Origin of the sequence: Brevibacterium sp. Mu109 (assembly GCF_900169375.1) — a bacterium.
Classification (GTDB): Bacteria; Actinomycetota; Actinomycetes; order Actinomycetales; family Brevibacteriaceae; genus Brevibacterium; species Brevibacterium yomogidense_A.
In genome coordinates, this window is sequence record NZ_FXZF01000004.1 from 122,543 (window position 1) to 147,964 (window position 25,422).

General features: G+C 69.2%; 21 protein-coding genes and 2 tRNA genes. 7 read left to right on the top strand and 16 right to left on the bottom strand.

Annotated elements, in window-relative coordinates; genetic code table 11:
• Window positions 1–296: 296 nt before the first annotated feature.
• Complete coding sequence (gene coaD, locus BSP109_RS03860) at window positions 297–812, bottom strand: pantetheine-phosphate adenylyltransferase (protein WP_087008443.1); 516 nt, start codon at window positions 810–812, stop codon at window positions 297–299.
• A 251-nt stretch (window positions 813–1,063) separates the two neighbouring features.
• Here coaD and BSP109_RS03865 point away from each other — a divergent pair, with 251 nt between their 5' ends.
• From BSP109_RS03865 to ehuA, 4 genes are all read left to right on the top strand, one after another.
• Window positions 1,064–1,981, top strand: coding sequence for a transporter substrate-binding domain-containing protein (locus BSP109_RS03865; protein ID WP_087008157.1), 918 nt, complete (start codon window positions 1,064–1,066; stop codon window positions 1,979–1,981).
• A gap of 108 nt (window positions 1,982–2,089) precedes the next feature.
• A complete protein-coding gene (ehuC, locus tag BSP109_RS03870; RefSeq protein ID WP_087008155.1) occupies window positions 2,090–2,821 on the top strand; it encodes an ectoine/hydroxyectoine ABC transporter permease subunit EhuC in 732 nt (243 codons plus the stop codon).
• Window positions 2,818–3,480 (top strand): ectoine/hydroxyectoine ABC transporter permease subunit EhuD, encoded by a 663-nt coding sequence (gene ehuD / locus BSP109_RS03875; RefSeq protein WP_101599423.1) that lies wholly within the window; start codon window positions 2,818–2,820, stop codon window positions 3,478–3,480. The genes ehuC and ehuD overlap by 4 nt, the downstream gene beginning before the upstream one ends.
• Window positions 3,467–4,255 (top strand): ectoine/hydroxyectoine ABC transporter ATP-binding protein EhuA, encoded by a 789-nt coding sequence (gene ehuA / locus BSP109_RS03880; protein ID WP_087008152.1) that lies wholly within the window; start codon window positions 3,467–3,469, stop codon window positions 4,253–4,255. The genes ehuD and ehuA overlap by 14 nt, the downstream gene beginning before the upstream one ends.
• 7 nt (window positions 4,256–4,262) lie before the next feature.
• Here ehuA and rsmD read toward each other — a convergent pair whose 3' ends face one another.
• From rsmD to BSP109_RS03900, 4 genes are all read right to left on the bottom strand, one after another.
• Window positions 4,263–4,913 carry a 16S rRNA (guanine(966)-N(2))-methyltransferase RsmD gene (gene rsmD, locus BSP109_RS03885; protein WP_256970350.1) on the bottom strand — a complete coding sequence of 217 codons (651 nt, stop codon included), beginning with the start codon at window positions 4,911–4,913 and terminating at the stop codon, window positions 4,263–4,265.
• A 142-nt stretch (window positions 4,914–5,055) separates the two neighbouring features.
• On the bottom strand, window positions 5,056–7,287 hold the full coding sequence (locus BSP109_RS03890; RefSeq protein WP_180959605.1) for an ATP-dependent DNA helicase RecG: 2,232 nt from the start codon (window positions 7,285–7,287) through the stop codon (window positions 5,056–5,058).
• Window positions 7,280–8,902: a DAK2 domain-containing protein gene (locus tag BSP109_RS03895; protein WP_101599424.1), complete on the bottom strand. Its 1,623-nt coding sequence runs from the start codon at window positions 8,900–8,902 to the stop codon at window positions 7,280–7,282. The genes BSP109_RS03890 and BSP109_RS03895 overlap by 8 nt, the downstream gene beginning before the upstream one ends.
• Complete coding sequence (locus tag BSP109_RS03900; RefSeq protein ID WP_101599425.1) at window positions 8,903–10,108, bottom strand: thiamine-monophosphate kinase; 1,206 nt, start codon at window positions 10,106–10,108, stop codon at window positions 8,903–8,905.
• 173 nt (window positions 10,109–10,281) lie between these two features.
• On the opposite strand from BSP109_RS03900, the gene BSP109_RS03905 reads away from it, so the two are divergent.
• Window positions 10,282–10,812 (top strand): DUF3515 domain-containing protein, encoded by a 531-nt coding sequence (locus tag BSP109_RS03905; protein WP_101599426.1) that lies wholly within the window; start codon window positions 10,282–10,284, stop codon window positions 10,810–10,812.
• 21 nt (window positions 10,813–10,833) lie between these two features.
• Here BSP109_RS03905 and BSP109_RS03910 read toward each other — a convergent pair whose 3' ends face one another.
• The 7 genes from BSP109_RS03910 to leuC form a co-directional block, all read right to left on the bottom strand.
• Entirely contained in the window at window positions 10,834–11,955 is a 1,122-nt protein-coding gene (locus BSP109_RS03910; RefSeq protein WP_101599427.1) for a D-alanine--D-alanine ligase family protein, read from the bottom strand.
• Window positions 11,956–11,964: 9 nt separating this feature from the next.
• Entirely contained in the window at window positions 11,965–12,492 is a 528-nt protein-coding gene (locus BSP109_RS03915; RefSeq protein ID WP_087008145.1) for a YbhB/YbcL family Raf kinase inhibitor-like protein, read from the bottom strand.
• 34 nt (window positions 12,493–12,526) lie between these two features.
• Window positions 12,527–13,531 (bottom strand): NAD(P)H-dependent glycerol-3-phosphate dehydrogenase, encoded by a 1,005-nt coding sequence (locus BSP109_RS03920; RefSeq protein ID WP_101599428.1) that lies wholly within the window; start codon window positions 13,529–13,531, stop codon window positions 12,527–12,529.
• Complete coding sequence (locus tag BSP109_RS03925) at window positions 13,528–14,406, bottom strand: 1-acyl-sn-glycerol-3-phosphate acyltransferase (protein ID WP_218777945.1); 879 nt, start codon at window positions 14,404–14,406, stop codon at window positions 13,528–13,530. Before BSP109_RS03925 ends, BSP109_RS03920 begins: the two co-directional genes overlap by 4 nt.
• Window positions 14,403–15,731 carry a UDP-N-acetylglucosamine 1-carboxyvinyltransferase gene (murA, locus tag BSP109_RS03930; RefSeq protein WP_087008141.1) on the bottom strand — a complete coding sequence of 443 codons (1,329 nt, stop codon included), beginning with the start codon at window positions 15,729–15,731 and terminating at the stop codon, window positions 14,403–14,405. Before murA ends, BSP109_RS03925 begins: the two co-directional genes overlap by 4 nt.
• 127 nt (window positions 15,732–15,858) lie before the next feature.
• Window positions 15,859–16,455, bottom strand: coding sequence for a 3-isopropylmalate dehydratase small subunit (leuD, locus tag BSP109_RS03935; RefSeq protein ID WP_087008139.1), 597 nt, complete (start codon window positions 16,453–16,455; stop codon window positions 15,859–15,861).
• 2 nt (window positions 16,456–16,457) lie between these two features.
• Window positions 16,458–18,002 (bottom strand): 3-isopropylmalate dehydratase large subunit, encoded by a 1,545-nt coding sequence (gene leuC, locus BSP109_RS03940; protein WP_101599429.1) that lies wholly within the window; start codon window positions 18,000–18,002, stop codon window positions 16,458–16,460.
• A 215-nt stretch (window positions 18,003–18,217) separates the two neighbouring features.
• Here leuC and BSP109_RS03945 point away from each other — a divergent pair, with 215 nt between their 5' ends.
• A complete protein-coding gene (locus BSP109_RS03945) occupies window positions 18,218–18,940 on the top strand; it encodes an IclR family transcriptional regulator (protein ID WP_101599430.1) in 723 nt (240 codons plus the stop codon).
• A gap of 614 nt (window positions 18,941–19,554) precedes the next feature.
• Here the strand turns inward: BSP109_RS03945 and BSP109_RS03950 are convergent.
• From BSP109_RS03950 to BSP109_RS03965, 4 genes are all read right to left on the bottom strand, one after another.
• Window positions 19,555–19,627 (bottom strand) — tRNA-Glu (locus BSP109_RS03950).
• Between the two features lie 44 nt (window positions 19,628–19,671).
• Window positions 19,672–19,743 (bottom strand) — tRNA-Gln (locus BSP109_RS03955).
• Between the two features lie 146 nt (window positions 19,744–19,889).
• Window positions 19,890–21,371 (bottom strand): glutamate--tRNA ligase, encoded by a 1,482-nt coding sequence (gene gltX, locus BSP109_RS03960; protein WP_101599431.1) that lies wholly within the window; start codon window positions 21,369–21,371, stop codon window positions 19,890–19,892.
• A gap of 77 nt (window positions 21,372–21,448) precedes the next feature.
• Window positions 21,449–22,258, bottom strand: a complete 810-nt coding sequence (locus tag BSP109_RS03965) for a fumarylacetoacetate hydrolase family protein (protein WP_087008132.1) — start codon at window positions 22,256–22,258, stop codon at window positions 21,449–21,451.
• 157 nt (window positions 22,259–22,415) lie between these two features.
• Here BSP109_RS03965 and BSP109_RS03970 point away from each other — a divergent pair, with 157 nt between their 5' ends.
• Window positions 22,416–25,397, top strand: a complete 2,982-nt coding sequence (locus tag BSP109_RS03970; protein WP_257944541.1) for an ATP-dependent RNA helicase — start codon at window positions 22,416–22,418, stop codon at window positions 25,395–25,397.
• Window positions 25,398–25,422 lie beyond the last annotated feature (25 nt).

Genomic DNA, 25,422 nt, shown 5'->3' on the forward strand with positions numbered 1-25,422 from the left:
TCCACCTCCACCCGGTCTCGTTCGAACACAGCGCACCCTGAGATGACACGCAAGGACCCATCTTAGACCTTCTGCAGACCCCGCACAAACTGCGGCGCAGCACGTCCGCGGGCGTCCTCGCGGGCGCGCGAGCGACCTTCGGGTGAGTGCTGCGGATGAGTGCTGCGGGTGACTCCGGGAACGGTCGACCTCGGGAGCGGGCAACCCCGGGAGTGCGCCTGCGTCCAGGTCTGCGCCCAGGTCGTCGCCCAGGCCTGCACCTCAAGTTCGAGATCAGCCCTGCGAGAAGTCCGGGATCAGCCCTGCGAGCGCGCCGCCCGCAGGTCGTCGAGGGCGGTGAGCACCGCGGTCGGGACGAGGCCCTCGACATCGCCGCCGAGCGTGTGCACCTCGCGGATCAGGGACGAGGACACGTGCTCGAACCGCGGGTCGCCCGGGATGAACACGGTCTCCAGCTCCGTGAGGTGGCGGTTCATGTGCGCCATCGGCAGCTCGTACGCGAAGTCCGTGGCGGACCGGAGGCCCTTGAGGACTGCGGTGGCGCCGATCCGGGTGCAGTAGTCGACCAGCAGGCCGCCGGCGACGTCGTCGATGATCAGCCGCCCGTCCGCGAGCGCCTGAGCCGTGCGGGGATCCTCCTCGAGTCCTGCGCGGATCAGCTCGACGCGCTGCTGGACCGGGAAGGCTCCGGACTTGTTGGGATTGTGGACGACGGCGGCGACGATCTGGTCCGCGAACCGCAGGCCGCGGGCGAAGACATCGATGTGGCCGCTCGTCACGGGGTCGTATGAGCCCGGGCAGACGATCTTCATGGGATCGATCGTATCGGTGACGCGCCCTGCCGCGAACACCCCTCCTCACAGCCACAGACCTGCTGCTCCACGCCACAGACCTGCTGCTCCACGAGGTGCACCTGCTGTCTTCCGGACAGTCCGCTCAAAGTCACGAACCTGTAACCATCAGGGCCTCCTCCCTGAATGTTCGGAGGATTCACATAGCGTGATGTGAAGTCGGTCATAGCGGACCGTCCTCACAGGACGACGAAACACGGAGGAACCAGGTTATGAGAACCACACGCATCGCACGCATCGCCGGATCGGCAGTCGCAGTCACAGCGCTCGCCCTGACCGCAGGCTGCGGCGGCGGCGACAGCGGTGGTGGCGGCGGCGAGGGCGGCGGCGAGGCCAGCACTCTGCAGGACGCGATCGACGCCGGGACCATCACCGTCGGGTTCGCGGGCGAGGTTCCGTACAGCTTCGAGGAGGGCGGCGAACTCACCGGAGCCACCGTCGCACTGCACCGGGAGATCTTCTCCGAACTGGGCATCGACGAGGTCGAGGGCGTCAACGCCGACTTCGGCGCGCTCATCCCGGGGCTCACGGCAGACAGGTTCGACGCGGTGTCCGCCGGCATGTCGATCCTGCCGGAACGCTGCGAGCAGGCCGCGTTCTCGAACCCCGAGTTCATGTACACGACCGCGCTCATGACCCCGGAGGGCAATCCGGAGGACCTCGCGACCATGGACGACCTGGTCGACACGGACCTCAACGTCGCCACCATGACCGGCGCGATCGAGTCCGACTACGCGACCAGCCTGGGCCTCAGCAACCACAGCGAGGTCTCCACCCCGCAGGACGGCATGGACGCCGTGAGCACCGGCCGCGCAGACGTGTTCGCACTCACCGGCATCTCGCTGAACTCGATGGCGGACAACAACCCGGACGCCGGCGTCGAGGTGACCGAGTCCTTCGTGCAGGAGATCGACGGCGTCCCGCAGGTGGGTGCCGGCGGCACCGTCTTCCGCACCGATGACTCGGAGCTGCTCGAGGCCTACAACGAGAAGCTCGACGAGATCGTCGCCGATGAGGAGCGCTACCTGGGCATCGTCGGCGACTTCGGCTTCACCGCGGAGGAGCGCCCCGACGGTTCGCTGACGACCGAGATGCTGTGCGAGGGCGACCTCCCCACCGGTGACGAGTGATCGGTTCCACCACCGCACTCTTCCCGCGCACACGCTCGGTCGGCCGGAGGTCCCGCACTGCGGAGTCTCCGGTCGACCGGGCGTGTGCGTGACTGAGAACGGATTCCCATGGGTGACAATCTCACACTTCTCATAGACTCCCTCCCCCAGCTCTGGGACGGACTCCTCATCACGCTGCAGCTCACCGTGGGCGGCGCGATCGGCACGGTGCTCATCGCGATCGTGCTGGGCCTCGGCATGCTGGCGCCTACGGGATGGATCTCCGTTCCGTGCCGCGTCATCGTCGAGTTCTTCCGCGGCACCTCTCTGCTCGTGCAGCTGTTCTGGTTCTTCTACGTGCTGCCGATCGTGCTGGACATCGACCTGGGGCCGCTCACCTGCGGCATCCTCGCGCTGGCGCTGAACTACGGCGCGTATTCGGCCGAGGTCGTCCGCTCGTCGATCGTCCACGTCCCGAAGGGCCAGTGGGAGGCGTCGATGGCACTGAGCCTGTCGCCTGCCCGCCGGATGTTCCGGGTGATCTTCCCGCAGGGCTGGGCGCTCATGATCCCGTCGCTCGCAACGCTGCAGATCCAGCTGCTCAAGGGGACGGCAGTCGCCTCCTTCATCACGCTGCAGGACCTCAACGACCGCATCGACATCCTCCGGCAGGCGACGGGCGACACGATGTTCTCCTACACCGTGGGGCTCCTCATCTACTTCGTCCTGGCCTGGCTCATCCAGGTCGGCATGGACGCGCTGGAGCGCAGCGCCAAACGGCGACTGGGCCGCGGCGACGGGAAGAAGGGGCTGTTCTCCCGACTCACCGGACGTCCTGAAGCGAAGGTGGTGACGGCATGAGCTGGTGGAACTGGCAGAGCGCGCTGGACGCGCTCCCCCTCCTGCTGCAGGGCTTCGGCACCACGCTCGTGGCCACCATCGGCGGTACGGTGATCGCGGTCTTCCTGGGCCTGCTCATCGCAGTGCTGCTGCGCACCCTTCCCGCCTGGGTGAACTGGCTGCCGAAGCTCGTCGTGGCGTTCATCCGCAATACACCGCTGATCGTGCAGCTCGTCTTCATCTACACGCTGTTCTCGATGAACGAGACCCTGATCCAGGTCCCCGCGCTCACCGTGGGCATCCTCGTGATCGGCATCCACTACTCGACCTACATGTCGGAGAGCTATCGCGCGGGGATCGACGCGGTGCCGCAGGGGCAGTGGGAGGCGATCAGCGCACTGTCGCTGCCGCCCGTCCGGTCCTTCCGGTCGATCGTGCTGCCGCAGGCGCTGCGCGCCACAGTCCCCTCACTGGGCAACTACGCGGTCGCGATGTTCAAGGACACCCCGTTCCTCATGGCGATCTACGTGACGGAGCTCGTGCGCACGGCCGAGCAGATCGGCGGCCGCACCTTCGCCTACACCGAGGCCTTCACGCTGGCGGGTCTGATCTTCCTCGCCGCGAGCTACCCGACCTCGCTCTTGATCCGACGATTGGAGAAGTCTCTTGCCACCTACTGAGTCCGGCGGAACGCCCGCCATCGAATTCCGCGATGTGGTGAAGCGGTTCGGCGACCACACGGTCCTCAAGGGTCTGAACTTCACCGTCAGCCCAGGTGAGCGCGTCACCCTCATCGGCCCCAGCGGGTCCGGGAAGACGACGATCCTGCGTCTCATCATGACGCTGGAGAGTCTGACCGGCGGATACATCGACGTCCACGGGGAGCCGCTGACCCACGAGCAGCGCGGCGGAAAACGAGTCGCCCTGCCCAGCAAGCGGGTGCGTGCGAACACCAAGCGGATCGGCATGGTCTTCCAGCACTTCAACCTCTTCCCGAACATGACCGTGATCGAGAACCTCGTCGAGGCGCCGATCCATGTGCTCGGGATGGCGAAGGCCGACGCCGTGGAGAAGGCTCGCGGCCTGCTGCAGAAGGTCGGGCTGTCCGACAAGGAGAACGAGCATCCGTCGCGGCTGTCCGGTGGTCAGCAGCAGCGCGTCGCGATCGCCCGTGCGCTCGCGATGGATCCGGACATCCTCCTGCTGGACGAGGTGACGAGTGCGCTGGACCCGGAGCTCGTCGATGACGTGCTGCAGGTGCTGCGCGACATCGCGGAGGAGACTGACATCACGATGCTGATCGTCACCCACGAGATGCAGTTCGCCCGCGATGTCTCGCAGCGGGTCATGATGTTCGACGGCGGTGTGATCCTCGAGGAGGGGCACCCGGACGACATCTTCACGAATCCTCGTGAGGAGCGCACCCGGAAGTTCCTGTCAGCCGTCCTCGACTGACCGCGCCTCAGCCTTCTCTGTCGCCCACAAGGTCGCCGCCTTCGCCCATCAGGTCGTCTCCTTCGCCCTTCTGGTCGTCTCCGTCGCCCACCAGCTGGAGCAGCCACATCCGCGTCTCCCCGTACGTGCGGTCGCGGTAGAGCTCGAGTCGTTCCGGCAGAGTGGGCTGGGGAGAGCGGACCGACCGTTCGACGACCGCCAGCGCGCTCAGATCCCGCAGCAGTCCGGCGACGGTCTTGAGCAGACGACCCACCTCGTCCTCCCCCATGGGGTACGGAGGATCCGCGAAGACCACGTCGAACCGCTGGTCGTCCTCGAGCAGCCTGTCCACGGCTGTCTGCGCGCGCTGGGACAGGACCTGGGTGCGGCCCTCCTCCCCCAGGTCTGCGATGCTGCGCGTCAGCGCGCTCACCGGCCCGGACGCCTGGTCCACGAACACCACGTCGTGCGCTCCGCGGCTCAGTGCTTCGAGCCCCAGCGACCCCGACCCCGCGAAGAGGTCCAGGACCCGGGCGTCCTCGAGGACGCCCATCCCATCCAGCGACGCGAACAGGGATTCCCTCACCCGGTCCGGAGTCGGCCGGGTGTCACGGCCCTTCGGTGCGTGGAGAGGACGCCCGCGGTGGCGGCCGGCGATGATCCTCATGCCAGCGCCCACGTATCGAGTGCACCGTTCAGCAGACTGCTACTCCTCGGCATGTTTCTCGTCGGCCCGCTTCTCGTCGGCCAGTTTCTCTTCGGCCTGCTTCTCTTCGGCCCGCTTCTCGTCAATCCGCGTCTCCTCGTCGGCCCGCGTCTCATCAGCCCGCCTCGATGAGGTCTTCGTCGGCGGTCGAGAAGATCTGGGCGATGAGCCGGGCGAGTGCGCGATTCTCGTCCAGCGCGGGGTCCGCCTCCAGCAGCCATGCCGCGTCCTCCCGCGCATCCTTGATGATCGCCTCGTCCCGGAGCACCGACAGGTGGCGGAGGCTCGACGTGCCGCCCCACTGCGCACGGCCCAGGACGTCGCCCTCACGACGGGAGCGGATGTCGTACTCTGCGAGTTCGAAGCCGTCCAGAGTCGACGCGACCGTCTGCAGCCGCTCGTACGCCTCCGATTCCTCGGACGCGTACGACAGGAGGAAGCAGAGGGAGGAATCGCCGGCACGTCCGACGCGACCGCGCAGCTGGTGGAGCTGCGCGACGCCGAACCGGTCCGCGTCGACGATCACCATGACTCGTGCGTTGGGGACGTCGATCCCCACCTCGATGACCGTCGTCGACACGAGGACATCGATGTCCCCCGCCGCGAACGCCTTCATCCGATCGTCCTTGTCCTGGGAGGGCATCTGTCCGTGGAGGACCTCGATCCGGGCGCCTTCCAGTGCCGACGCCCCGCGGAGGTGCTCCGCGTAGTCCTCGACGCCGGGCTGAGGAGCGCCCGTCGCCTCGTCCGGGGAGCTCGTCTCGATGCGGGGCAGCACCACGAAGGCCTGCTGGGAGCGTGCGGTGTGCTCCGCGATCACTTCGACGACGCGATCCGCCCAGTGGGGGTGCTGCGCCAGCGGCACGAGGTGCGTGGTGATCTCCCTGCGTCCTGACGGCATGTGGTTGAGCGTGGACACGTCGAGGTCGCCGAACACGGTCATCGCCGCGGTGCGCGGGATCGGTGTGGCCGTCATGACCAGTGTGTGAGGGGTCCTGCCCCCTGCCTTCTGCCGCAGCGCCTCGCGCTGCTCCACTCCGAAGCGGTGCTGCTCGTCGACGACGACCATCCCCAGGTTCGCGAAGATCGTCGTCTTCGACAGCAGGGCGTGGGTGCCGACGACCAGGTCAATGTCTCCGATCGCCAGGTCGATGAGGATCCGTCTGCGTTCGGCCGTCGACAGCGATCCGGTCAGCAGTGCGACGACCACGCCGTTCTCCTGGCGCAGGAGTGCGGATTCAGCGGCGAACTCGCCCAGTGCCGCGGTGATCGAGCGGTAGTGCTGAGCGGCGAGCACCTCCGTCGGCGCGAGCAGCGCGGCCTGTGCGCCGGAGTCGATGGCCTGGAGCATGCCCCGCACCGCGACGAGGGTCTTGCCCGACCCCACGTCGCCCTGCAGCAGGCGGTTCATCGGCACATTGCCCGTCAGCTCGCCGCCGATGTCTATGCCCGCATGCTTCTGCGACAGCGTGAGAGCGAAGGGCAGTGCCTTGTCGAATGCGGCGAGCACGCCGTGCTCCTTCCCCGCGAGCGCCGACGCGCTGAGTGCTTCGTGCTCCCTGCGGCGCTGCAGGAGCACCGTCTGGAGCGCGAGCGCTTCCTCGTAGGCCCACCGTGATGAGGCGCGCTTCACCTCATCCATGGTGGTCGGCCGATGCATCGCGTCATAACCCTCCCGCAGGCCGACGAGTTTCCGCTCGCGTCGCAGGGGTGCGGGGATCGTGTCCACGAACCATTCGTCGGAGACCGTGTCGAGCGCCGTCGTGATGAGAGTGTGCATCCGCGTGCTCGTCACCTTGCCGACCGTGGGATAGACCGGTACCGGCCGGGAAGGTGAGAGCATCGAGGTGTCCCCGGTGCGCTCGTCGTCCGCGATCCTCCCGTCGCCCGTGAGCAGTGTGGGCGACGAGAGCTGCACGCGACCCCGGTAGTACTTGATCCGGGCGCTGACGAGGATCCGCGTCTCTGCGGTCAGCACTCTGCCGATCCACGGCTGATTGAAGAAGACCACGTCGACGAAGCCTCCCGCGCTGTCGGTGACCGACACCGTGGAGATCGTGCCCCGCCGGTTCTTCATCCGCCGCGATGCGACGTCCGCGACCGTCACGTGGAGGACGACGTCGGTGCCCTCCTCGAGCGTCCCGAGTGCGCGGATGTCGGTGAACTGGCCCGGGTCGACCCAGCGACGGGGGAAGTGGCGCAGCAACGAGTCGACGTCGGTGATCCCGCCCTTCGCGAGCTTCGTCCGATCGGCCTGCCGCGGGAGGATCGTGCGGAACTCCTCGTCCCTGCGGAACCAGTCCGGCTCCGGGACGACGATGTCCTCCCCGGTGTCGTCGTCACTCAACACCGACCACCACCCAGGAGCCGCTCTGCCCCCCGTCGACGACCACGACTTCCGCGTCGGCGTGCTGGGCGTCGATGTGGGTGCGCAGCCGTCCGATCGCGGCCGCGGGAGCATCCGCGCCGGTGAGCAGGGTGACGAGGTCTCCACCCGCACCCAGCAGTCGATCGACGAGAGCGAGGGCCGCTGCCTCTGCGTCACTCTCCACTGCGCGGACACGACCGTCGATGACCGTCAGCGCATCGCCGGCCGCGTACATGAGCGGCCCTTCGCCGTGGTCCTCTCCTGCGGTCACGACCGCGCCCACGCGGGTGCCCGCGGCCGCTTCGGCCATGTCGGCGTGGAGGTCGTCCCCTTCCGCCCAGGGATCGAACACGGCCGCTGCCGCCACGACCGAGGCGACATCGCGCGTCCTCAGCGCCTTCGCGCCCGGGAGTCCGGCGACGGCGTCTGCGGCGGCGGCGGAGTCCGGGAGGATGAACACGGGGCCCTCCGCCAGCGCGACGAGGTCGGCGACGACCTCCCGCAGATCAGCGCGTCCGGAGTGGACGGCGACGGCTTCCGTCAGGGCGAGCGACAGCAGGAGGCCGGGTCCATCGGCCAGTGCGATGAGGCCCGACGGATCCCCGTCGGGTCGGCGCACGGACAGGTCTTCGACGCGCAGATCCACGACGCCGTGGGTGTCCATGACGTCGAGCAGCCTCCGCGCGTCATCGATGCCGCCGCCCTCCGCCGTGTGGACGTGCACCATCGGCCAGTTCACGACGATGCTCGTGCCGCCGGCGCGGGCCAGGGCACGCTTGAGCGGACGGGTCCGATCCTTCGACTCGCCCAGGTGCGCCACCAGTTCGAGTCCCGTCTCCCCGCCTCCCAGGTGGAGCGTCTCGAGCGGGCCGCGCTCGGCAGGCGCGTCGCCGCCGTCGTCAGCTGAGTCATCAGTCCCGCTGTCGCGGCCCGTGGGATCGCTGCCGGTGACCGTGAGGTAGAGCAGATCGAAGAGTTCGACGATGCCGGAGGACCCGGCGTCGACGACGCTGTTCTCCCGGAGGACGGGCAGCTGGCCGGTCGTCTCGCGCAGTGCTGTGCGGGAGCGATCGCGCACGGCACTCACGAGCCTGATCAGGTCGTCGCCGGCGTCCGCCCGCTCACGTGCCTCCTCCGCCATCGCATCGAGCACCGTCACCATCGTGCCGTCCACGGGTGCGACGATCGCTTCGCGCGCACGGGACGCGGCGAGCTCGAGCGCCGCGGCGAACGCGGGAGAGTCCGGCACTTCGACTCCCACCAGTGCGTCCGCGACACCGCGCAGCGCCACAGAGAGGATGAGGCCGGAGTTGCCGCGCGCTCCGCGCTGGGCGCCGGTCGCCATCGCGTCGATGACATCCGGTAGCGTCACCGCCCCGTCGAGCGATTCGACGGCGCGGTAGGCGGAGCGCACCGTGTGATAGAGGTTCGTGCCCGTGTCCCCGTCCGGGACAGGGAACACGTTGATCGCGTTGATGCCGCCGCGCTCGCGCCGCAGGCGGTCGACGGTGCGCTTCGCCCAGCGGGCGGCGAGGCGTCCATTGATGCGGACGTCTGCCCGCGGGTCACGCCCGGACCCGTTCCTCCTGCGCACTCATCCCTCCACACCACTGAAATGTCGGAAGCCGCCGTCAGGGTCCGCACGGACGAATCCCGAGTCCGCCAGTGGGACTCCGTCCACGCACACTCCTGGTGAGCCGAGCGCGTCGTCGCCTGATCCGGTGACCGATCGCACTCGTCCGATCGACGTCCACCCTAGCGGATCCGCACCTGCGGGCACCGCCGTGAGGAAGCCGTGGTCCTCGCCTCCTGTCAGCACCCATCGGCGCGCCAGGGCCAGCGCCCGGTCCTCGCCGGTCGCCGCGTCGTCATCCGAAGACTCCGGTCCCCCTCGCCTCGCGAGCACGTCCGCCGCGAGCGGGATGAGGTCCTGGGCAAGCGCATCGAGCGCCGTCCCGTCGAGGTCGATCACCACGCCCGAGGCCCGTGCCATCCTGCCGGCGTCCGATGCCAGGCCATCCGAGAGATCGATGAGAGCGGCACGCGTCGCGTCCGCTGCCCGGTGGCCTGCGCCCCGACCAGTAGTTCCCCGTCCGGCAGCCCCCCAACCAGCCGCGGAGTCTTCGCCGACTGCCCCGGACGCGACGAGGCTGGTGCGGAGCACGTCCACGGACTCATACTCCGGTCGCGGGGCGCGCTGGGCCTCGATGGCGCGGGCGTGCAGCGGAGTGACGCTGTCGGGGAGGACGCCTCCGGACGCGAGGAGGAGGTCGAGTCCGGCAGCCGCCCAGCCCGTCTGCCCACCCAGCAGGACGTCGTACCCTGCTTCCGCCGCGGTGCGGGTGAAGGGCAGCGCGTCGACGGGGAGGCTTCCGAGCGCGGTCACGGCGATGACGATCTGGGGTGCTTCGGAGAGGTCGCCCCCGAGCACCGATGCCCCTGCCCGTGCCGCCTCTTCGACGAGCCCGTCCACCAGTCCGTCCACGAACGCGGCAGACGTGCTCCCCGGTGCGGCCAACGACAGCAGCAGACCGGTGGGCCGAGCACCCATGGCGCAGACATCCGCGAGGTTCTGCGCGGCGGCTTTGACCCCGAGCCTGCGGGGGTCGAGCCAGCCGTGCAGGAAGTCCTCCCCCTCCACCAGCATGTCCGCAGTGCTCACGAGCCGTCCCGGCGCCTCCGACACCGCCGCGTCGTCACCCGGTCCGATGAGGACCTGTTCCGCGGCGGGGATGCGTGCGAGGATCCGGGCGACGATGCGGTCCTCGCCGAGGTCCGCGAAGGTGGGCTCTGTGCTCATTCCCCCAGTATGCCTGCAGGCACGGACTCGGGATCGACCACCGGCACGCGCAGTGCGTGCGTGAGGCGTGCGCGAGGCGTGCGCGAGGCACGCGCAGTGCGTGCGCGGGATCATCGGTCCCGTGCCGCGACACGACGGAACGGGTCTCCGCCACGACCAGTACCCTGAGCACTATGCGCTTCCGTCCCCTCCGCTCGCCGTCCCGCCGCACGCTCTTCCGGACTTCCGCCGGGGTCGCTGCGGCCGCGGCCCTCGTGACGCTGGCAGGCTGCACGAGCATGCTGGTGGTCGATCCCGCGGAGGACGCGGCGGACCCCGACTGCGCGCTGCCGATGCTCCTCATGCCGGATGAGCTCAATGAGCTGCAGCAGCGGACCACGTCGTCCCAGGGCACGACCGCATGGGGCGAGCCCGCGAGTGTGATCGTGCGCTGCGGGGTCGCACCGCCGGCACCCACGACGGACCCCTGCGTCAACGTCGACGGCGTCGACTGGGTGCAGGTGCGCGCGGACGAGGACACCTGGCAGTTCGTCACCTACGGCCGCACCCCCGCTGTCGAGGTGCTGGTCACCCCCACAGAGGTCTCCGGTGCCACGGCTCTCGCGTCGGTGTCCTCCGCAGTGAGCGACATCGAGCAGACGGCGGAGTGCGTGTCCGTCGAGGACGCGGAGCAGGTGGACGGCGAGGCTCCCGCAGGAGCCTGAGCCCGGTCGGATCTGCCGGACTCAGCCCGCCGCGCGGTGGTCGCGCAGTGCGATGTCCACAAGCGCCTCGACGAGCTCCTCGTAGCGCATGCCGCTGTGCTCCCAGAGCACCGGGAACATCGAGGTGGGGGTGAAGCCGGGCAGTGTGTTGATCTCGTTGACGAGGACCTCACCGGACTCCGTGACGAAGGTGTCGACGCGTGCGAGGCCCGAGCAGTCGAACGCGTCGAACGTCCGGCACGCGAGATCCTGCACCCGTGCCGATGCCGCCGCGTCGATGTCCGCCGGGCAGCTGATCCTCACGGCGTCCGCATTCATGTACTTCGTGTCGAAGTCGTAGAAGTCCGCGCCGGTCACCTCGATCTCTCCGGGCACGGAGGCCCGCGGACCCTCGTGGAAGCGCGTGCCGATCACTCCGCATTCGATCTCACGGCCGACGATCATCGGTTCGACGATCGCTGCGGAGTCGTGGGCGAATGCCTCTGCGAGTGCGGCGTCCAGTGCCGCGTCATCCGACGGATCCGACACCTTCGTCACGCCCATGGACGATCCCGCGTTCGCGGGCTTCACGAACAGCGTGGATCCCAGCGTGCGGATCCGTTCGACGACTGACGCGCGATCAGTGCGCAGCTGGCGCACGGTGACGGGCTCCCACGGGCTCGTGGGAAGCCCCGCATCGCGGAGCACGGCCTTCATGAACCGCTTGTCCATGCCGATCGCAGAGCTCAGGACGCCGCTGCCCACGTACGGCACGTCCATGAGCTCGAAGACGCCCTGCACGGTCCCGTCCTCACCGAACGGACCGTGGAGGACCGGGAAGAAGACGTCGACGACGGCGAGGTCCTCTACCATTCCGTCCGCGCCCCTGACACGCAGCGGACTGCGCCGCACGTCGAGGGGGAAGATGATCTCCGTCCCATCGTCGACGACCTCCGGCATCAGCTCCGGATCGAAGCGGAAGCCCTCAGCATCCTCGACGATCCGACAGACGCCGTCGCGGGTCATCCCGATCGGCAGCACCCTATAGCGCTCGTCGTCCAGCGCCTTGAGGACGCCGGCTGCCGTGACGCAGCTGACGGAGTGCTCGGACGAGCGTCCGCCGAACAGGACGGCGACGACGGGACGGGGATCAGGTGAGTTCATGCGCTGGTGTCACTTCGCTTCGTAGGTGGTCTCGATCCACGCACGGCCGATCGAGTGGAAGAACAGGTTGAAGCCGACGAATGCCGGCGTCGCGTCCGCGTCGACGTCCAGTGGCTCGTCGAGCGCGTGGACGATGAAGAAGTACCGGTGCGGTCCGTGCCCGGCGGGCGGTGCCGCACCCACGAACTCGTGCGCGCCGGCGTCGTTGCGGACGGTGATCGCGCCTTCCGGCAGCAGGCCGCTGTCCGGGGCACCCGCACCGGACGGAAGCTCGGTCACATCCGCGGGGAGATTCGTGACCGTCCAGTGCCAGAATCCCGAACCGGTGGGGGCATCCGGGTCGAAGCTCGTGACGGCGAACGCCTTCGTGCCCTCGGGGAATCCCGACCACGACAGCTGGGGTGAGACGTCCTCGCCGCCGGGGACGCCCATCTTCCCGGATGTCTGCGGTGCGGCGAGCTCCTGGCCCTCCGCGATGTCCGTGCTGGTCACGTCGAAGCGGGGAAGATCGTTGAGCTTGTGGAATGGGGAGTTCACAGGTGGTCCTCTCGTGTGCGTCGCGCCGGACCGCTCAGCGGACCGGAACTTCGTGCTTGCGCTTTCGAGCCAACAGGAGAGGTCCCAGTTCGTCAACCCGCAGACGACCGTCGATGACGGCGCTCACGGCCTGCGTGATCGGCAGTTCGACTCCGTTCGCCTCCCCGATCGCCAGGACCGCGCTCGCCGACTTCACACCCTCGGCGACCTGCTTCGTCCGCTCCGCGGCCTCCTCGACCGTGAGACCGGTGCCCAGCAGCCCCCCGAAGCTGCGGTTGCGCGACAGCGGTGAGGCGCAGGTGGCGACCAGGTCGCCCAGTCCGGCCAGGCCGGACAGTGTGTGGGCCTCGGCGCCCATCGCCAGCGCCAGGCGCGTCGTCTCCGCGAGCCCGCGCGTGATGATCGAGGCCTTCGAATTGTCGCCCAGTCCCTGGCCGTCGCACATGCCGACGGCCAGTGCGATGACGTTCTTGACCGCACCGCCCAGCTCGACGCCCACCACGTCCGTGTTCGTGTAGGGACGGAAGTAGGAGTTCGCGGACAGTTCAGCGACGATCTCCGCGGTCCGGACGTCCGGTGCGGCGACGACTGTCGCGGTGGGCTGCTCCTGCGCGATCTCCTTCGCGAGGTTCGGACCGGACACCACGGCGATGCGCGACGGATCGTGGCCGGTCGACTCCGCGATCACCTCGCTCATCCTCTTGCCCGTCGTCCGCTCGATGCCCTTCATGAGGCTCACGATGACCGCTTCCGGCGGGAGCGATGCGGCCACCGCTTCGAGGTTGTCCCGCAGCGACTGCGCAGGCACGGCGAGCACGACGACGTCGGAATCGGCGAGTGCTGCGGCGGCGTCGGTCTGCGCGGAGACGTTGTGCCCCAGCGGGATGTCACCGAGGTAGGCGCTGTTCGTCCCCTTCTCCGTGATCTCGCGCGCGACCTCGTCGCGGCGGGCCCACACCGTGACCGGATTGCCCGCGTCACCGACGACCTTGGCGAACGTCGTGCCCCAAGAGCCTGCTCCCAGCACTGCAGTCCTCATCGTGTCTCCTCATCATCCGCTGTAGCGGTATGCGCGTCTGTGCGGTTCTGAGCATCTGTGCGGGCCCGGGCGTCTGTTCGGTCGTCCGCGTCTGTGCGGTCGTCCGCGTCCCAGGCGTCGATCGTGTCCTGGAAGCGCTGCGGGAGGGGGACCCCGCGCAGCGCGGCGACATCCGCCGCGATGCCAGCCGTCACCCGATCGGCGAAGCCGCGGGCCAGAGCGGACGAGGTGTGCCCGTCGCCGCCGGCCGGCGGCATGAGCGGATCACCGAAGTGCACGCGCACAGCGCTGAACGGACGCGGGGTGAGCTTCTTCGCGCCTACCGGCATGACGCGATCCAGTCCCCAGTGGGCGATGGGGACCACCGGTGCCCCGGTCTCGATCGCCAGCCGGGAGACGCCCGTCTTCGCCGCCTGCGGCCACAGCTGCGGATCCTTCGTCAGCGTGCCCTGCGGGTAGATGACGACGGTCTGACCCGCCGCCAGCGCGCGCTTCGCATGGACGAGTGAGTCCCCGGCCCTGGTCGATGCGCGCAGCACCGGGATCTGCCCCATCGTCACCAGCGCACGCCCCATGAAGCCGCCGAAGAGGCTGGACTTCGCGAGGAAGTGCGGCAGGATGCCCTCGCGCCAGATCGCCATCGCGACGACCAGTGGATCGAGGGCGCTCGCGTGGAACGGCGCGAGGATGACCGGACCCTTCCCGATCTTCTCCTGTCCCGTCACGGACAGCCGGGTGACCAGGCGGAGGAGGAGGCGGATCGATTCCGCCGTGGGTCGTGCCCAGAACAGGCTCCGCCTGAGTGATGCTGCGTCGAACTCCGGGTAGCGGACCTCCGACGAGGGGACCGATCCCTTCGCTGCCTCATCTGTCACGCCGACGCCACCAGCTCTGTCCGGGCGCCGAGGCCGTCGAGCTTCTCGGAGAAGCGCTCGTAGCCGCGGTTGATGACGTCGATCCCGGAGACGCGCGAGGTGCCCTCCGCTGCGAGGGCGGCGACGATGTGGGAGAAGCCGCCGCGCAGGTCCGGGACGGTGAAGTCCGCTGCGGTGAGCGGCGTCGGACCCGACACGATCGCGGAGTGCAGGAAGTTGCGGCGTCCGAACCTGCACGGGGTGCCGCCGAGGCACTCGCGGTAGACCTGGATCTTCGCACCCATCGTACGCAGCGCGTCCGTGAAGCCGAACCGATTCTCATACACCGTCTCGTGGATGATCGACATCCCGGATGCGCGGGTGAGCGCCACGGCGAGCGGCTGCTGCCAATCGGTCATGAAACCCGGGTGGACGTCCGTCTCGAGGACGATGGACTGGAGCTCGCCGCCCGGATGCCGGAAGCGGATGCCGTCCTCCAGCACGTCGAACTCGCCGCCGATCTGCCGGAAGACGTTGAGGAACGTGATCATGTCCTGCTGGCGGGCTCCGGCGACCGTGATGTCGCCGCCCGTCGCCAGCGCCGCCGAGGCCCAGGATGCCGCCTCGTTCCGGTCCGGCAGGCTGCGGTGCACGTACCCCTGGAGGCGATCGACGCCCTCGATCCGCAGGACCCGGGCCGGGTCCACGGTGATCGATGCGCCCATCTTCTGCAGGACCATGACGAGATCGATGATCTCCGGTTCGATCGCTGCGTTCCGCAGCTCTGTCACGCCCTCTGCGCGCACTGCGGTGAGCAGCACCTGCTCCGTCGCACCCACAGACGGGTACGGCAGCTTCACCTTGGTGCCGCGCAGGCGCTGAGGCGCCGACAGTCGGATGCCCCCGGGCGTCTTGTCCACGACCGCACCGAACTTGCGGAGCACCTCGAGGTGGAAGTCGATCGGCCGGTCCCCGATCCGGCATCCGCCGAGGTCGGGGATGAAGGCCTCGCCCAACCGGTGCAGCAGCGGTCCGCAGAGGAGGATGGGGATGCGCGATGAGCCGGCGTGCGCATCGATGTCGACGATCGATCCCTGTTCGACGTCCGCGGGGTCAAGGACCAGCTCGCCGTCGGGCTCACCCTGGTCGGGGCCCTGCGTCACACGCACTCCGTGGAGCTCGAGCAGACCCGTGACGATCTCCACGTCGCTGATGGCCGGAACACCGCGCAGGATCGAGGGGGTGTCCCCGAGCAGGGACGCGACCATGGCCTTCGGGACGAGGTTCTTCGCACCACGCACCTGCACGGTCCCGTTCAGCGGCACTCCACCGTGGACGTTGAGCATTCAGGCTCCTCTGCTGTCAGGAACTGGCGTACGGACGGACACCGTATGCACACGGCCGCCCTGAGGACGACCGTGTGCATGGTATCGGATCTGAGTCAGAGGAGCGGGGACGCGAGGCTTCCTGCGGTCAGAGGACGGGCAGCGTCTTCGGCTTGTGCTCGGGACGCGAACCCTCGAACTCCTCGATGGCATCCGCGTGCTGGAGGGTGAGGCCGATGTCGTCCAGGCCCTCGAGCAGGCGCCAGCGGGTGTAGTCGTCGATCTGGAAGGGCACCGTGAGGGTGTCGACGGACACGGTGCGTGCGACGAGGTCGACCGTGATCTCCGTACCCGGATGGTTCTCGATCACCTTCCAGATCAGCTCGATGTCCGACTGCTCGACCTGTGCCGCCAGCAGTCCGCCCTTGCCCGCGTTCCCGCGGAAGATGTCGCCGAAGCGACTCGAGAGGACTGCGCGGAAGCCGTAGTCGTGCAGCGCCCAGACGGCGTGCTCACGGGAGGACCCGGTGCCGAAGTCCGGGCCGGCCACCAGGACTGACCCGTTCGCGTACACCTCGTGGTTGAGGACGAAGTCGGGCTCGTTCCGCCAGCGGGCGAAGAGCGCGTCCTCGAATCCCGTGCGGGTGACCCTCTTGAGGTAGACCGCCGGGATGATCTGGTCCGTGTCGATATTGGACCGGCGCAGCGGCACACCGACTCCGGTGTGGACTGACAGCTTCTCCATGGTCATGCCTCCTTGCCTGCGGATGCCGTGGGACGGACGGCGCCCGGGGTGACGCTGAGCGGGATCTGCGCGGGGCGCGCCTGCGCCTCGGCAGCGGCGGCGGCCTCCGCCTCGCGGGAGGCGGCCACGGCCTCGGGATCGGCAGGCGGCAGGTCCCCCGGTGCGGACAGGGTGCCGAGCACCGCAGTCGCCGCGGCGACCAGCGGGCTCACGAGGTGCGTGCGACCGCCCTTGCCCTGCCGTCCCTCGAAGTTGCGGTTGGAGGTCGACGCGCAGCGTTCGCCCTCCGCCAGCTGGTCGGGGTTCATGCCGAGGCACATCGAGCAGCCCGCGAAGCGCCAATCGCCGCCGGCGGCCTTGAACACCTGGTCGAGGCCCTCCTCCTCAGCCTGGAGGCGCACGCGGGCGGACCCGGGCACCACCATGAAGCGGATGCCGTCCTTCGTCCGACGACCGCGCAGCACGTCGGCCGCAGCGCGCAGGTCCTCGATGCGGGAGTTCGTGCAGGAGCCCAGGAAGACGGTGTCGATGTCGATCTCGCGCAGCGGGGTCCCCGGTGTGAGCCCCATGTAGGCCAGTGCGTTCTCCGCCGACTCGCGCTCGGATTCGTCGACGAAGTCCGCCGGATCCGGGACGTCGGCCGACAGGGGCAGGCCCTGCCCGGGGTTCGTGCCCCAGGTGACGAACGGCTCCAGGTCGGATGCCTCGAGGACGACCTCGGCATCGAATTCGGCGTCGTCATCCGTGCGCAGCGACTTCCAGTAGTCGACCGCGGAGTCCCACTCCTCGCCATGGGGCGCGTGGTCGCGGCCCTCGAGGTAGTCGAAGGTCGTCTGGTCCGGCGCGATCATGCCTGCGCGGGCGCCCGCCTCGATGGACATGTTGCAGATGGTCATCCGCGCCTCCATCGAGAGGCTCCGGATCGCTTCGCCGCGGTACTCGAGCACGTAGCCCTGTCCCCCGCCCGTGCCGATCTTCGCGATGACGGCGAGGATGATGTCCTTCGCAGTCGAGCCCTCGGGCAGCGTCCCGTCGACGGTGATCGCCATCGTCTTGAACGGCTTGAGGCTGAGCGACTGGGTGGCGAGCACGTGCTCGACCTCGCTCGTGCCGATGCCGAACGCCAGCGCACCGAACGCTCCGTGCGTCGAGGTGTGCGAATCGCCGCAGACGACCGTGGTCCCCGGCTGCGTGAGTCCCAGCTGGGGGCCCACGACGTGGACGATCCCCTGCTCCGCATCACCCAGGGAGTGCAGGCGGATGCCGAACTCCTCCGCATTGGTCCGCAGCGTCTCGATCTGCGTGCGCGACGTCGGGTCGGCGATCGGCTTGTCGATGTCCTGCGTCGGGGTGTTGTGGTCCTCCGTCGCGACGGTGAGGTCCGGCCGGCGGACAGGGCGTCCCGCGAGCCGCAGGCCCTCGAACGCCTGGGGACTCGTCACCTCGTGCACGAGGTGCAGGTCGATGTAGATGAGGTCCGGCGCGCCGTCCTCGCCCTTGCGGACGACATGGTCGGCCCACACCTTCTCCGCGAGTGTCCTGCCCACAGTCGGGCCTCCTCTGTTCAGTAGCCGCTCCTGCTCACTGGCGGTGCGAGCTGTGGCCCGCACGCGTCGCGATGAGCAGGTGCGCGCCTGCAGTCCCATGCCGCTGTCTCACGCTTCAGGACGTGCGGGGCGCGCTGTTCGTCCGGCAAGGATAGCTCCGGAATCCTGCATATCGGACTTGCATCTCGAATGGCAAGACGTCTAGATTGTGAGACATGACATCCACGAACAGCAGCAGCGGGGTCGGCGTCATCGACAAGGCCGCGCTCGTCCTCTCCGCCCTCGAGGCAGGGCCCGCGTCACTCGCGGAACTCGTGTCGCTCACCGGACTCGCCCGTCCGACGGCCCACCGACTGGCCGTCGCGCTGGAGTTCCACCGGTTCGTCAACCGCGACCTCCAGGGCCGGTTCGTGCTGGGGCCGCGGCTGGCCGAACTGTCGTCCGCCGCCGGCGAGGATCGCCTCCTGGCGGCAGCGGGCCCCGTGCTCGCGCACCTGCGCGATCGCACCGGCGAGTCCGCTCAGCTCTTCCGGAGGCAGGGCGACCTGCGGCTGTGCGTGGCCGCGGCGGAGAGGCCTGTGGGTCTTCGCGATTCCGTGCCGGTGGGAGCGACGCTCAGCATGCGGGCAGGGTCCGCCGCCCAGGTGCTCCTCGCATGGGAAGAGCCCGATCGGCTGCACACGGGGCTGCGCGGCGCGCGCTTCTCCGCCACGATGCTGTCCGGCGTGCGCCGTCGCGGGTGGGCCCAGTCGATCGCGGAGCGCGAGCGGGGCGTCGCCTCCGTGTCCGCGCCCGTCCGTGGCCCCAGCAACCGCGTCGTGGCAGCCGTCTCGATCAGCGGACCGGTCGATCGCCTCACCCGGCAGCCGGGCCGCCTGCACGCAGAATCCATCATCGAGGCCGCGCGCGTGCTGACAGACGCCCTCATCCGCGGCTGAGCACGCCGCTTGCGGGGCTGGTGCTGGTGGCCGGGCAGATGATCCGGCAGCAGGGCTGATCAACTCCGGTCTGGTCGCGTCTGGCGCGATCGCGTCCGGCCTGGTCACGTCCGGCCTGGTCACGTCCGGCCTGGTCGCGTCCGGCCCCGGGACCCCACCGCAACAGCATCGAGAGCTCGCAATCCGTACAGATCCAGTCAATGATCTGTGCGGATTGTGAGCTCTCGGCGGCATGCGGGTAGGACGCCGCGGGACGGGGGCACCGGAGCCCCGCAGCGCCGAACCCTCAGAGCTCGCGCCCACAGCAACCGGCCACCGGGACCCAGCACCGGCCACCGGGACCCAGCACCAGCCACCGCCCCAGCCACCGCTTCGCCGAGTGAGTGCAAACCGGTCCCCGAACAGCCTGCAGGGACCAGGTTGCACTCACTCGCGGGATGTGGCGGGACGCGGGACCCCGGGATGGCGGGACCCCGGGATGTCGTAGGCCCCGGGATGTCGCGGGCCCCGGGATGTCGCCGGATGTGGCGGAACCCCGGGATTTCCCGGGACGTCGCGGGATGTGAATGAGAAGGAGCCCGGTTCTTCGTGATGAAGAACCGGGCTCCTGACTGTACCCCCGAGCAGGTTCGAACTGCCGTTTCCGCCTTGAGAGGGCAGCGTCCTAGGCCACTAGACGACGGGGGCGCACTGAAGTGCATCCACTTCATGAGAGACTCGTGAGTCACTCGCTGGGGTACCAGGACTCGAACCTAGACCAAATGAACCAGAATCACACGTGCTGCCGATTACACCATACCCCAATGCCTGGAAGCTCCGGAGAACTCCTGGCAACGAGAGATAACATTACACGGACCCGCGCGCCGGTGCAAAGCGAGAGGGCGCCCCGGTGCGTGATGGTGGTCACGCAATCCGGGGCGCCCTCTCAGAACACGCAGAACCCGCAGGGTCACGCCCCGGCGAGGTGCTCCTGGAGTGCTCGCAGGCGCACCAGCGTCGAGTCCTTCCCCAGGATCTCCATCGACTCGAAGAGCGGGGGCGAGATCCGACGACCTGAAACGGCCACGCGCAGCGGCCCGTAGGCGAATCGCGGCTTGATCTCCATGCGCTCGACGAGAGTCTCCTTGAGCACCTCCTCGAGGCGAGCGGTCGCCCACTCCCCCTCGCCCACGGATTCGAGAGCCGACAGCGAGGCCCGGAGGACCTCGGAGGCAGTGTCCTTCAGTGTCTTGAGGCCGTCCTCCGTGAGCTCGAGGTCCGCGTCTGCGGTGAAGAGGAACGACACCAGATCGGGGGCCTCCCCCAGCAGGTTCATGCGGGTCTGAACGAGCGGAGCCGCCTGCTCCAGGATCCGCGCCTCCTCCTCCGTCACCGGATCGGACACGACCCCGGCCGCCTGCAGGTACGGCACCATGCGGTCGCGGAAGTCCGACTCGTCGAGCAGGCGGATGTGGTCGGCGTTGATCGCCGTCGCCTTCTTCACGTCGAACCGCGCCGGGTTCGGGTTCACATCCGCGACGTCGAACGCCTTGACGAACTCCTCTACGGAGAAGACATCGCGGTCCGGACCGATCGACCAGCCCAGCAGTGCGAGGTAGTTGATGAGGCCCTCGCGGATGAAGCCGCGTTCGCGGTGGTGGAAGAGGTTCGACTCCGGATCGCGCTTCGACAGCTTCTTGTTGCCCTCGCCCATGACGTAGGGCAGGTGGCCGAACTGCGGCGTCTGCTCTGCGACGCCGATCGCCTTGAGCGCTTCATAGAGCACGATCTGGCGGGGTGTCGACGACAGGATGTCCTCGCCGCGCAGCACGTGCGTGATGCCCATGAGGGCGTCGTCGACCGGGTTGACGAGCGTGTAGAGCGGCTGGCCGTTCGCGCGCACCACGACGAAGTCCGGGATCGAGCCCGCCTTGAAGGTGATGTCGCCGCGCACCACGTCTGTGAACGTGATGTCCTCATCCGGCATCCTCACGCGCAGCACCGGCTCACGGCCTTCGGCGCGGAACGCGGCCTTCTGCTCATCCGTGAGGTCGCGGTCGAATCCGTCGTAGCCCAGCTTCGGGTCGCGGCCTGCGGCGCGGTGCCGCTCCTCGACTTCCTCGTTGGTGGAGAAGGATTCGTAGACGTGGCCGCCCGCGACGAGCTTCTGGATGACGTCCTGGTAGACGTCACCGCGCTCCGACTGGCGATAGGGGCCGTGTGGGCCGCCGACCTCGATGCCCTCATCCCAGTCGAGGCCCAGCCAGCGCATCGCGTCGAGCACCTGCTGGAAGCTCTCCTCTGAATCGCGCTGGGCGTCCGTGTCCTCGATGCGGAAGACGAACGTCCCACCGGTGTGGCGGGCGTACGCCCAGTTGAAGAGGGCCGTGCGGATCATGCCGACGTGCGGGGTGCCGGTGGGCGAGGGGCAGAAGCGAACCTTGGTGGTCACGAGGACGTGGTTCCTTTCGGGTCTGTGTGAGGGGATGCGTGTGGAGGGGTGCAGCGAGGCTCTGCGAGGTGCTGCGCTCAGGCGTCCATGACGGGGTTCTCGAGGACTCCCAGCCCGTCGATGGCGATGGTCATGCGATTGCCCGCTTCGACCCTTCCGACCCCGGCCGGCGTCCCGGTGAGGATGACGTCGCCGGGCAGCAGCGTGATGGTCTCCGTGATGTGCTCGATGAGGGTGGGGATGTCGAAGACGAAGTCCTCCGTCGTCCCGTCCTGGCGGGGGTCCCCGTCGATCCAGCTGCGCAGCCGCACGGCCTCCGGGTCGTACTCCGTCTCGATCCAGGGGCCCAGCGGGCAGGACGTGTCGAAGCCCTTCGCCCGCGTCCACTGCCCGTCGGATCGCTGGAGGTCGCGCAGGGTCACGTCGTTCGCCGCGACGTAGCCGAGGACGTGGTCGTACGCCTTGTCCGCGCTCACGCCCTTCGCGACCCGGCCGATGACGACTCCGAGCTCCGCCTCATAGGACACGTTCTCGCTGACCGCCGGCAGACGCACGGGTTCGCCGGGGCCCACGACCGCCGTGTTCGGCTTGATGAAGGTCAGCGGCGAGACCGGCACGTCGTTGCCCATCTCCGCTGCGTGGTCAGCGAAGTTCCGGCCCACGCCCACGACCTTGGAGCGGGGGATGATGGGGGCGAGCAGCCTCACGTCGTCGTACGTGAGGCGCTCCCCCGTCGACTGTGCGGGGGTGAAGAAGGGATCGGAGTCGAGGACCGCGATCGACAGCCCGGAGGTGTCGACGCTGCCGTCGTCGCCGAGTTCCGGCAGGTCGCCTTCGACGACTCCGTACGTGGGTGCGTCCTTGTGGACGAATCGAACGATGCGCATGCGGACAGTCTAGGTCCGGGCACGGACACACGCCCGTTCGCACGGAACTTCCGTTGGCAGAGCACGCCTGCTCGCAGAGCAGGCCCACTCGCAGAGCACTCCCGCTCGCACGGCACTTCAGTCCGCGGTGTCCGTGCCGAGTGGCACACTGATGCACGTGACCGTGCACCCCGTCTTCGACCTCGACCGGATCGGCGCCGGGCTGCCCGCGGGAGGCCTGGTGGATCGCATCGCTGTGCTCGCGACGCCGCAGCGCGGACTGCGTGCGGTCATCGAGGCCCCGCCGGGGTCGGGGAAGACGACCGTCATCCCGCCCGCTCTCGCCGTGGCGCTTGCACCACAGACCACCGCTGCCGAGGCCCCAGGCACCCGCGCCCGCATCCTCGTCTCTCAGCCCCGCCGGGTCGCGGCCCGCGCCGCGGCCCACCGGCTGGCGCACCTGTCGGGCCAGGAAGTGGGCGGGGCCGTCGGCTACACCGTGCGCGGCGACCGCCGCACGGGCAGGGACACGCAGATCGAGTTCGCGACGACCGGGGTGATCCTGCGCCGGCTGCTGAACGATCCGGAGCTCTCCGGTGTCGACGCGGTCGTGCTGGACGAGGTGCACGAGCGCAGCCTCGAGACCGACCTGTCGTTCGCGATGCTGCGCGAACTGGTCGACCTGAGAGACGACCTGTCCCTCCTCGTCATGTCCGCCACACTCGATGCCGAAGACTGGGCGCGGCGACTCGCAGGCACAGAGTCTGCCTCCAGCCTCGGCTCCAGTGCCTCAGGCGACTCCGGCGACACAGGCGACTCAGGCGCCCGCAGTGCCGAAGAACCACATGCCGAAGAGGGCAGTGCCGATGGTAGCAGTGCGCCGATCCTGCGCGTCGCAGCGCAGCCGCACCCGCTCACCGTGCGGTGGTCGCCGCCGCCCCGCCGTGCTGTGGATGAACGAGGAGTGCGCCCGGACTTCCTCACCCATGTCGCAGCGACCGTGGACGATGCGCTGGCGGCGGGTCCCGGCGATGTCCTCGTCTTCGCCCCGGGGCACCGCGAGGTCGACCGGATCGCAGCCCAAGTGCGATCGCGCTGCGCGGACGTCGATGTCCTCACGCTCACGGGATCCACCCCGCGCCGGGAGCAGAGCGCCGTCCTCGCAGGCGGCGCCCCTGAAGGCAGGAGCCACGCAGGCGGGACCCCTGCAGGGAGGATCCCCGCAGGCGGGGTCCTCCCAGATGGCGATCGCACAGATCGCGACCACACAGATGGCGACCGCACAGGCGGAGACTACGCAGGCACGAAGACGTCGGGATTCGTCAGACGTCGGGTCGTCGTCGCCACCTCCGTCGCGGAATCGGCGCTCACGGTGCCCGGGGTGCGGATCGTCGTGGATTCCTGCCTGGCGCGAGTCCCGCACTTCGACACGGGCAGGGGGATCGGAGGCCTCACCACTGTGCGCGTGTCGAAGGCCTCCGGCGACCAGCGTGCGGGGCGTGCGGCTCGCGAAGCACCGGGAACGGTCTGGCGCTGCAGCTCTGAGGCCGAATGGGCAGCGTTCCCAGCCCACACGTCACCGGAGATCCTCACCGCTGATCTCACAGGTGCGGTGCTCGACCTCGCAGTGTGGGGGTCGCCCGGCGGTCAGGGCCTGCCTCTCCCCACTCCGCTGCCGGACCTGCCGCTCCGAGCCGCCGCACGCACTCTGCACGGACTGGGCGCGCTCGAATCACCGGATACCGCGGCGCGTGCGACGGCATTCGGGCGAGCGCTCGCAGCCGTCCCTGCGGATCCGCGGACCGCACGGGGGCTGCTCCTCGCGGCTCCTGTGATCGGTGCACGGCAGGCGGCGGAATGCGCCGCGCTCCTGTCCCTCGATGTCCGCGCTGACGGCGGCGACCTCACCGCACTGCTCAGACGTGCGCGCAACTCGCACGACGCCGCCCCTGCCGGCTGGCGGCGAGAGGTGCAGAGGCTCGAGCGCATTGCCCGCGCGCAGGCGGACACAACGCAGCCGGACACAACGCAGCCGGACACACGCGGGAGCTCAGCGTCCACCGCGGGATCGTCCGCGGCTCGCGACCTCGGCATCGTGCTCGCCCTGTCGCGACCGGACCTGATCGCGCAGCTGCGTGCCGGGTCGGACTCCGACTACCTCCTGGCCTCCGGCACCGGCGCGCAGCTGCAGCGCGGGTCAGCGCTGCACGGTGAGGACTGGATCGTCGTCGCGGACGCCGCGGTCGTCGGCGGTCGCACCCTCATCCGCGCCGGTGTGGGCATCGACGAGGAGACCGCTCTGTGGGCGGGGTCGGCTCTGCGCAGCGTCCGTGACTCCGCAGAATGGCGTGACGGCAGGCTGCGCGGCCGCAGGATCGACTCGCTGGGAGCGATCACGCTGACGTCGACTCCGGTCGGCGTGACAGAGGAGTCGGCGAGCGCCGGCATCGCAGACGCAGTGCGGACCGCACTGGGGCGCCTGGGCGACGGCGACTCTCCGGGAGCTGCGTTCGCGGGCCTCGCCGGTGAGGGAGAGGCGGACTCGTTCGCGCTTCTGCGCGGGCGACTGGGCCTGCTTCATCAGGTGCTCGGTGTCCCCTGGCCGGATGTCCGCTCCGCCTCGCTCGCGGACACCCTCGACGACTGGCTGGGACTGGAGATCCGACGTGCTGCCAGGATGCTCGCGTCCGGGAACGCCCGAGCCGCCGGCCCCAAGCGCACCGTGCGACTGCGTCTCCACGACGCACTCCAAGGGCTCCTCCCCTGGCCCGAGGCCGTGGACCTCGACCGTCTGGTGCCACTCCGGGTCGCGGTGCCGTCGGGCTCCTCCGTGCGCCTCGACTATCCGCGGCCGGAGGAGCACACGACCGATGACGGGCCACGCACGTCACCGCCCGTTCTCGCGGTGAAGCTCCAGGAGATGTTCGGAGCGTCGGAGGGGCCTGCCGTCATCGACGGTCGCGTGCCCGTCCTCGTCCATCTCCTGTCGCCCGCGCGCAGACCGCTGGCGGTCACTGCGGACCTCGCGAGCTTCTGGAGCGGCGCCTACGCACACGTCCGCGCGGAGAACCGCGGCAGGTACCCCAAGCATCCCTGGCCCGAAGACCCGCGTTCCGCCCCTCCCACCAAGCACACGTCGAAGCGCTCATCGCGCACATAAGCCCGCGCAGATGAGCCCGCGCACG

What these genes read in the sequence shown, in the direction of transcription:
- coaD (WP_087008443.1), bottom strand. Translation starts at nt 812, where the DNA reads ATGAAGATCGTCTGCCCGGGCTCATACGACCCCGTGACGAGCGGCCAC.
- BSP109_RS03865 (WP_087008157.1), top strand. Translation starts at nt 1,064, where the DNA reads ATGAGAACCACACGCATCGCACGCATCGCCGGATCGGCAGTCGCAGTC.
- ehuC (WP_087008155.1), top strand. Translation starts at nt 2,090, where the DNA reads ATGGGTGACAATCTCACACTTCTCATAGACTCCCTCCCCCAGCTCTGG.
- ehuD (WP_101599423.1), top strand. Translation starts at nt 2,818, where the DNA reads ATGAGCTGGTGGAACTGGCAGAGCGCGCTGGACGCGCTCCCCCTCCTG.
- BSP109_RS03900 (WP_101599425.1), bottom strand. Translation starts at nt 10,108, where the DNA reads ATGAGCACAGAGCCCACCTTCGCGGACCTCGGCGAGGACCGCATCGTC.
- BSP109_RS03905 (WP_101599426.1), top strand. Translation starts at nt 10,282, where the DNA reads ATGCGCTTCCGTCCCCTCCGCTCGCCGTCCCGCCGCACGCTCTTCCGG.
- BSP109_RS03910 (WP_101599427.1), bottom strand. Translation starts at nt 11,955, where the DNA reads ATGAACTCACCTGATCCCCGTCCCGTCGTCGCCGTCCTGTTCGGCGGA.
- BSP109_RS03920 (WP_101599428.1), bottom strand. Translation starts at nt 13,531, where the DNA reads ATGAGGACTGCAGTGCTGGGAGCAGGCTCTTGGGGCACGACGTTCGCC.
- murA (WP_087008141.1), bottom strand. Translation starts at nt 15,731, where the DNA reads ATGCTCAACGTCCACGGTGGAGTGCCGCTGAACGGGACCGTGCAGGTG.
- leuD (WP_087008139.1), bottom strand. Translation starts at nt 16,455, where the DNA reads ATGGAGAAGCTGTCAGTCCACACCGGAGTCGGTGTGCCGCTGCGCCGG.
- BSP109_RS03945 (WP_101599430.1), top strand. Translation starts at nt 18,218, where the DNA reads ATGACATCCACGAACAGCAGCAGCGGGGTCGGCGTCATCGACAAGGCC.
- BSP109_RS03965 (WP_087008132.1), bottom strand. Translation starts at nt 22,258, where the DNA reads ATGCGCATCGTTCGATTCGTCCACAAGGACGCACCCACGTACGGAGTC.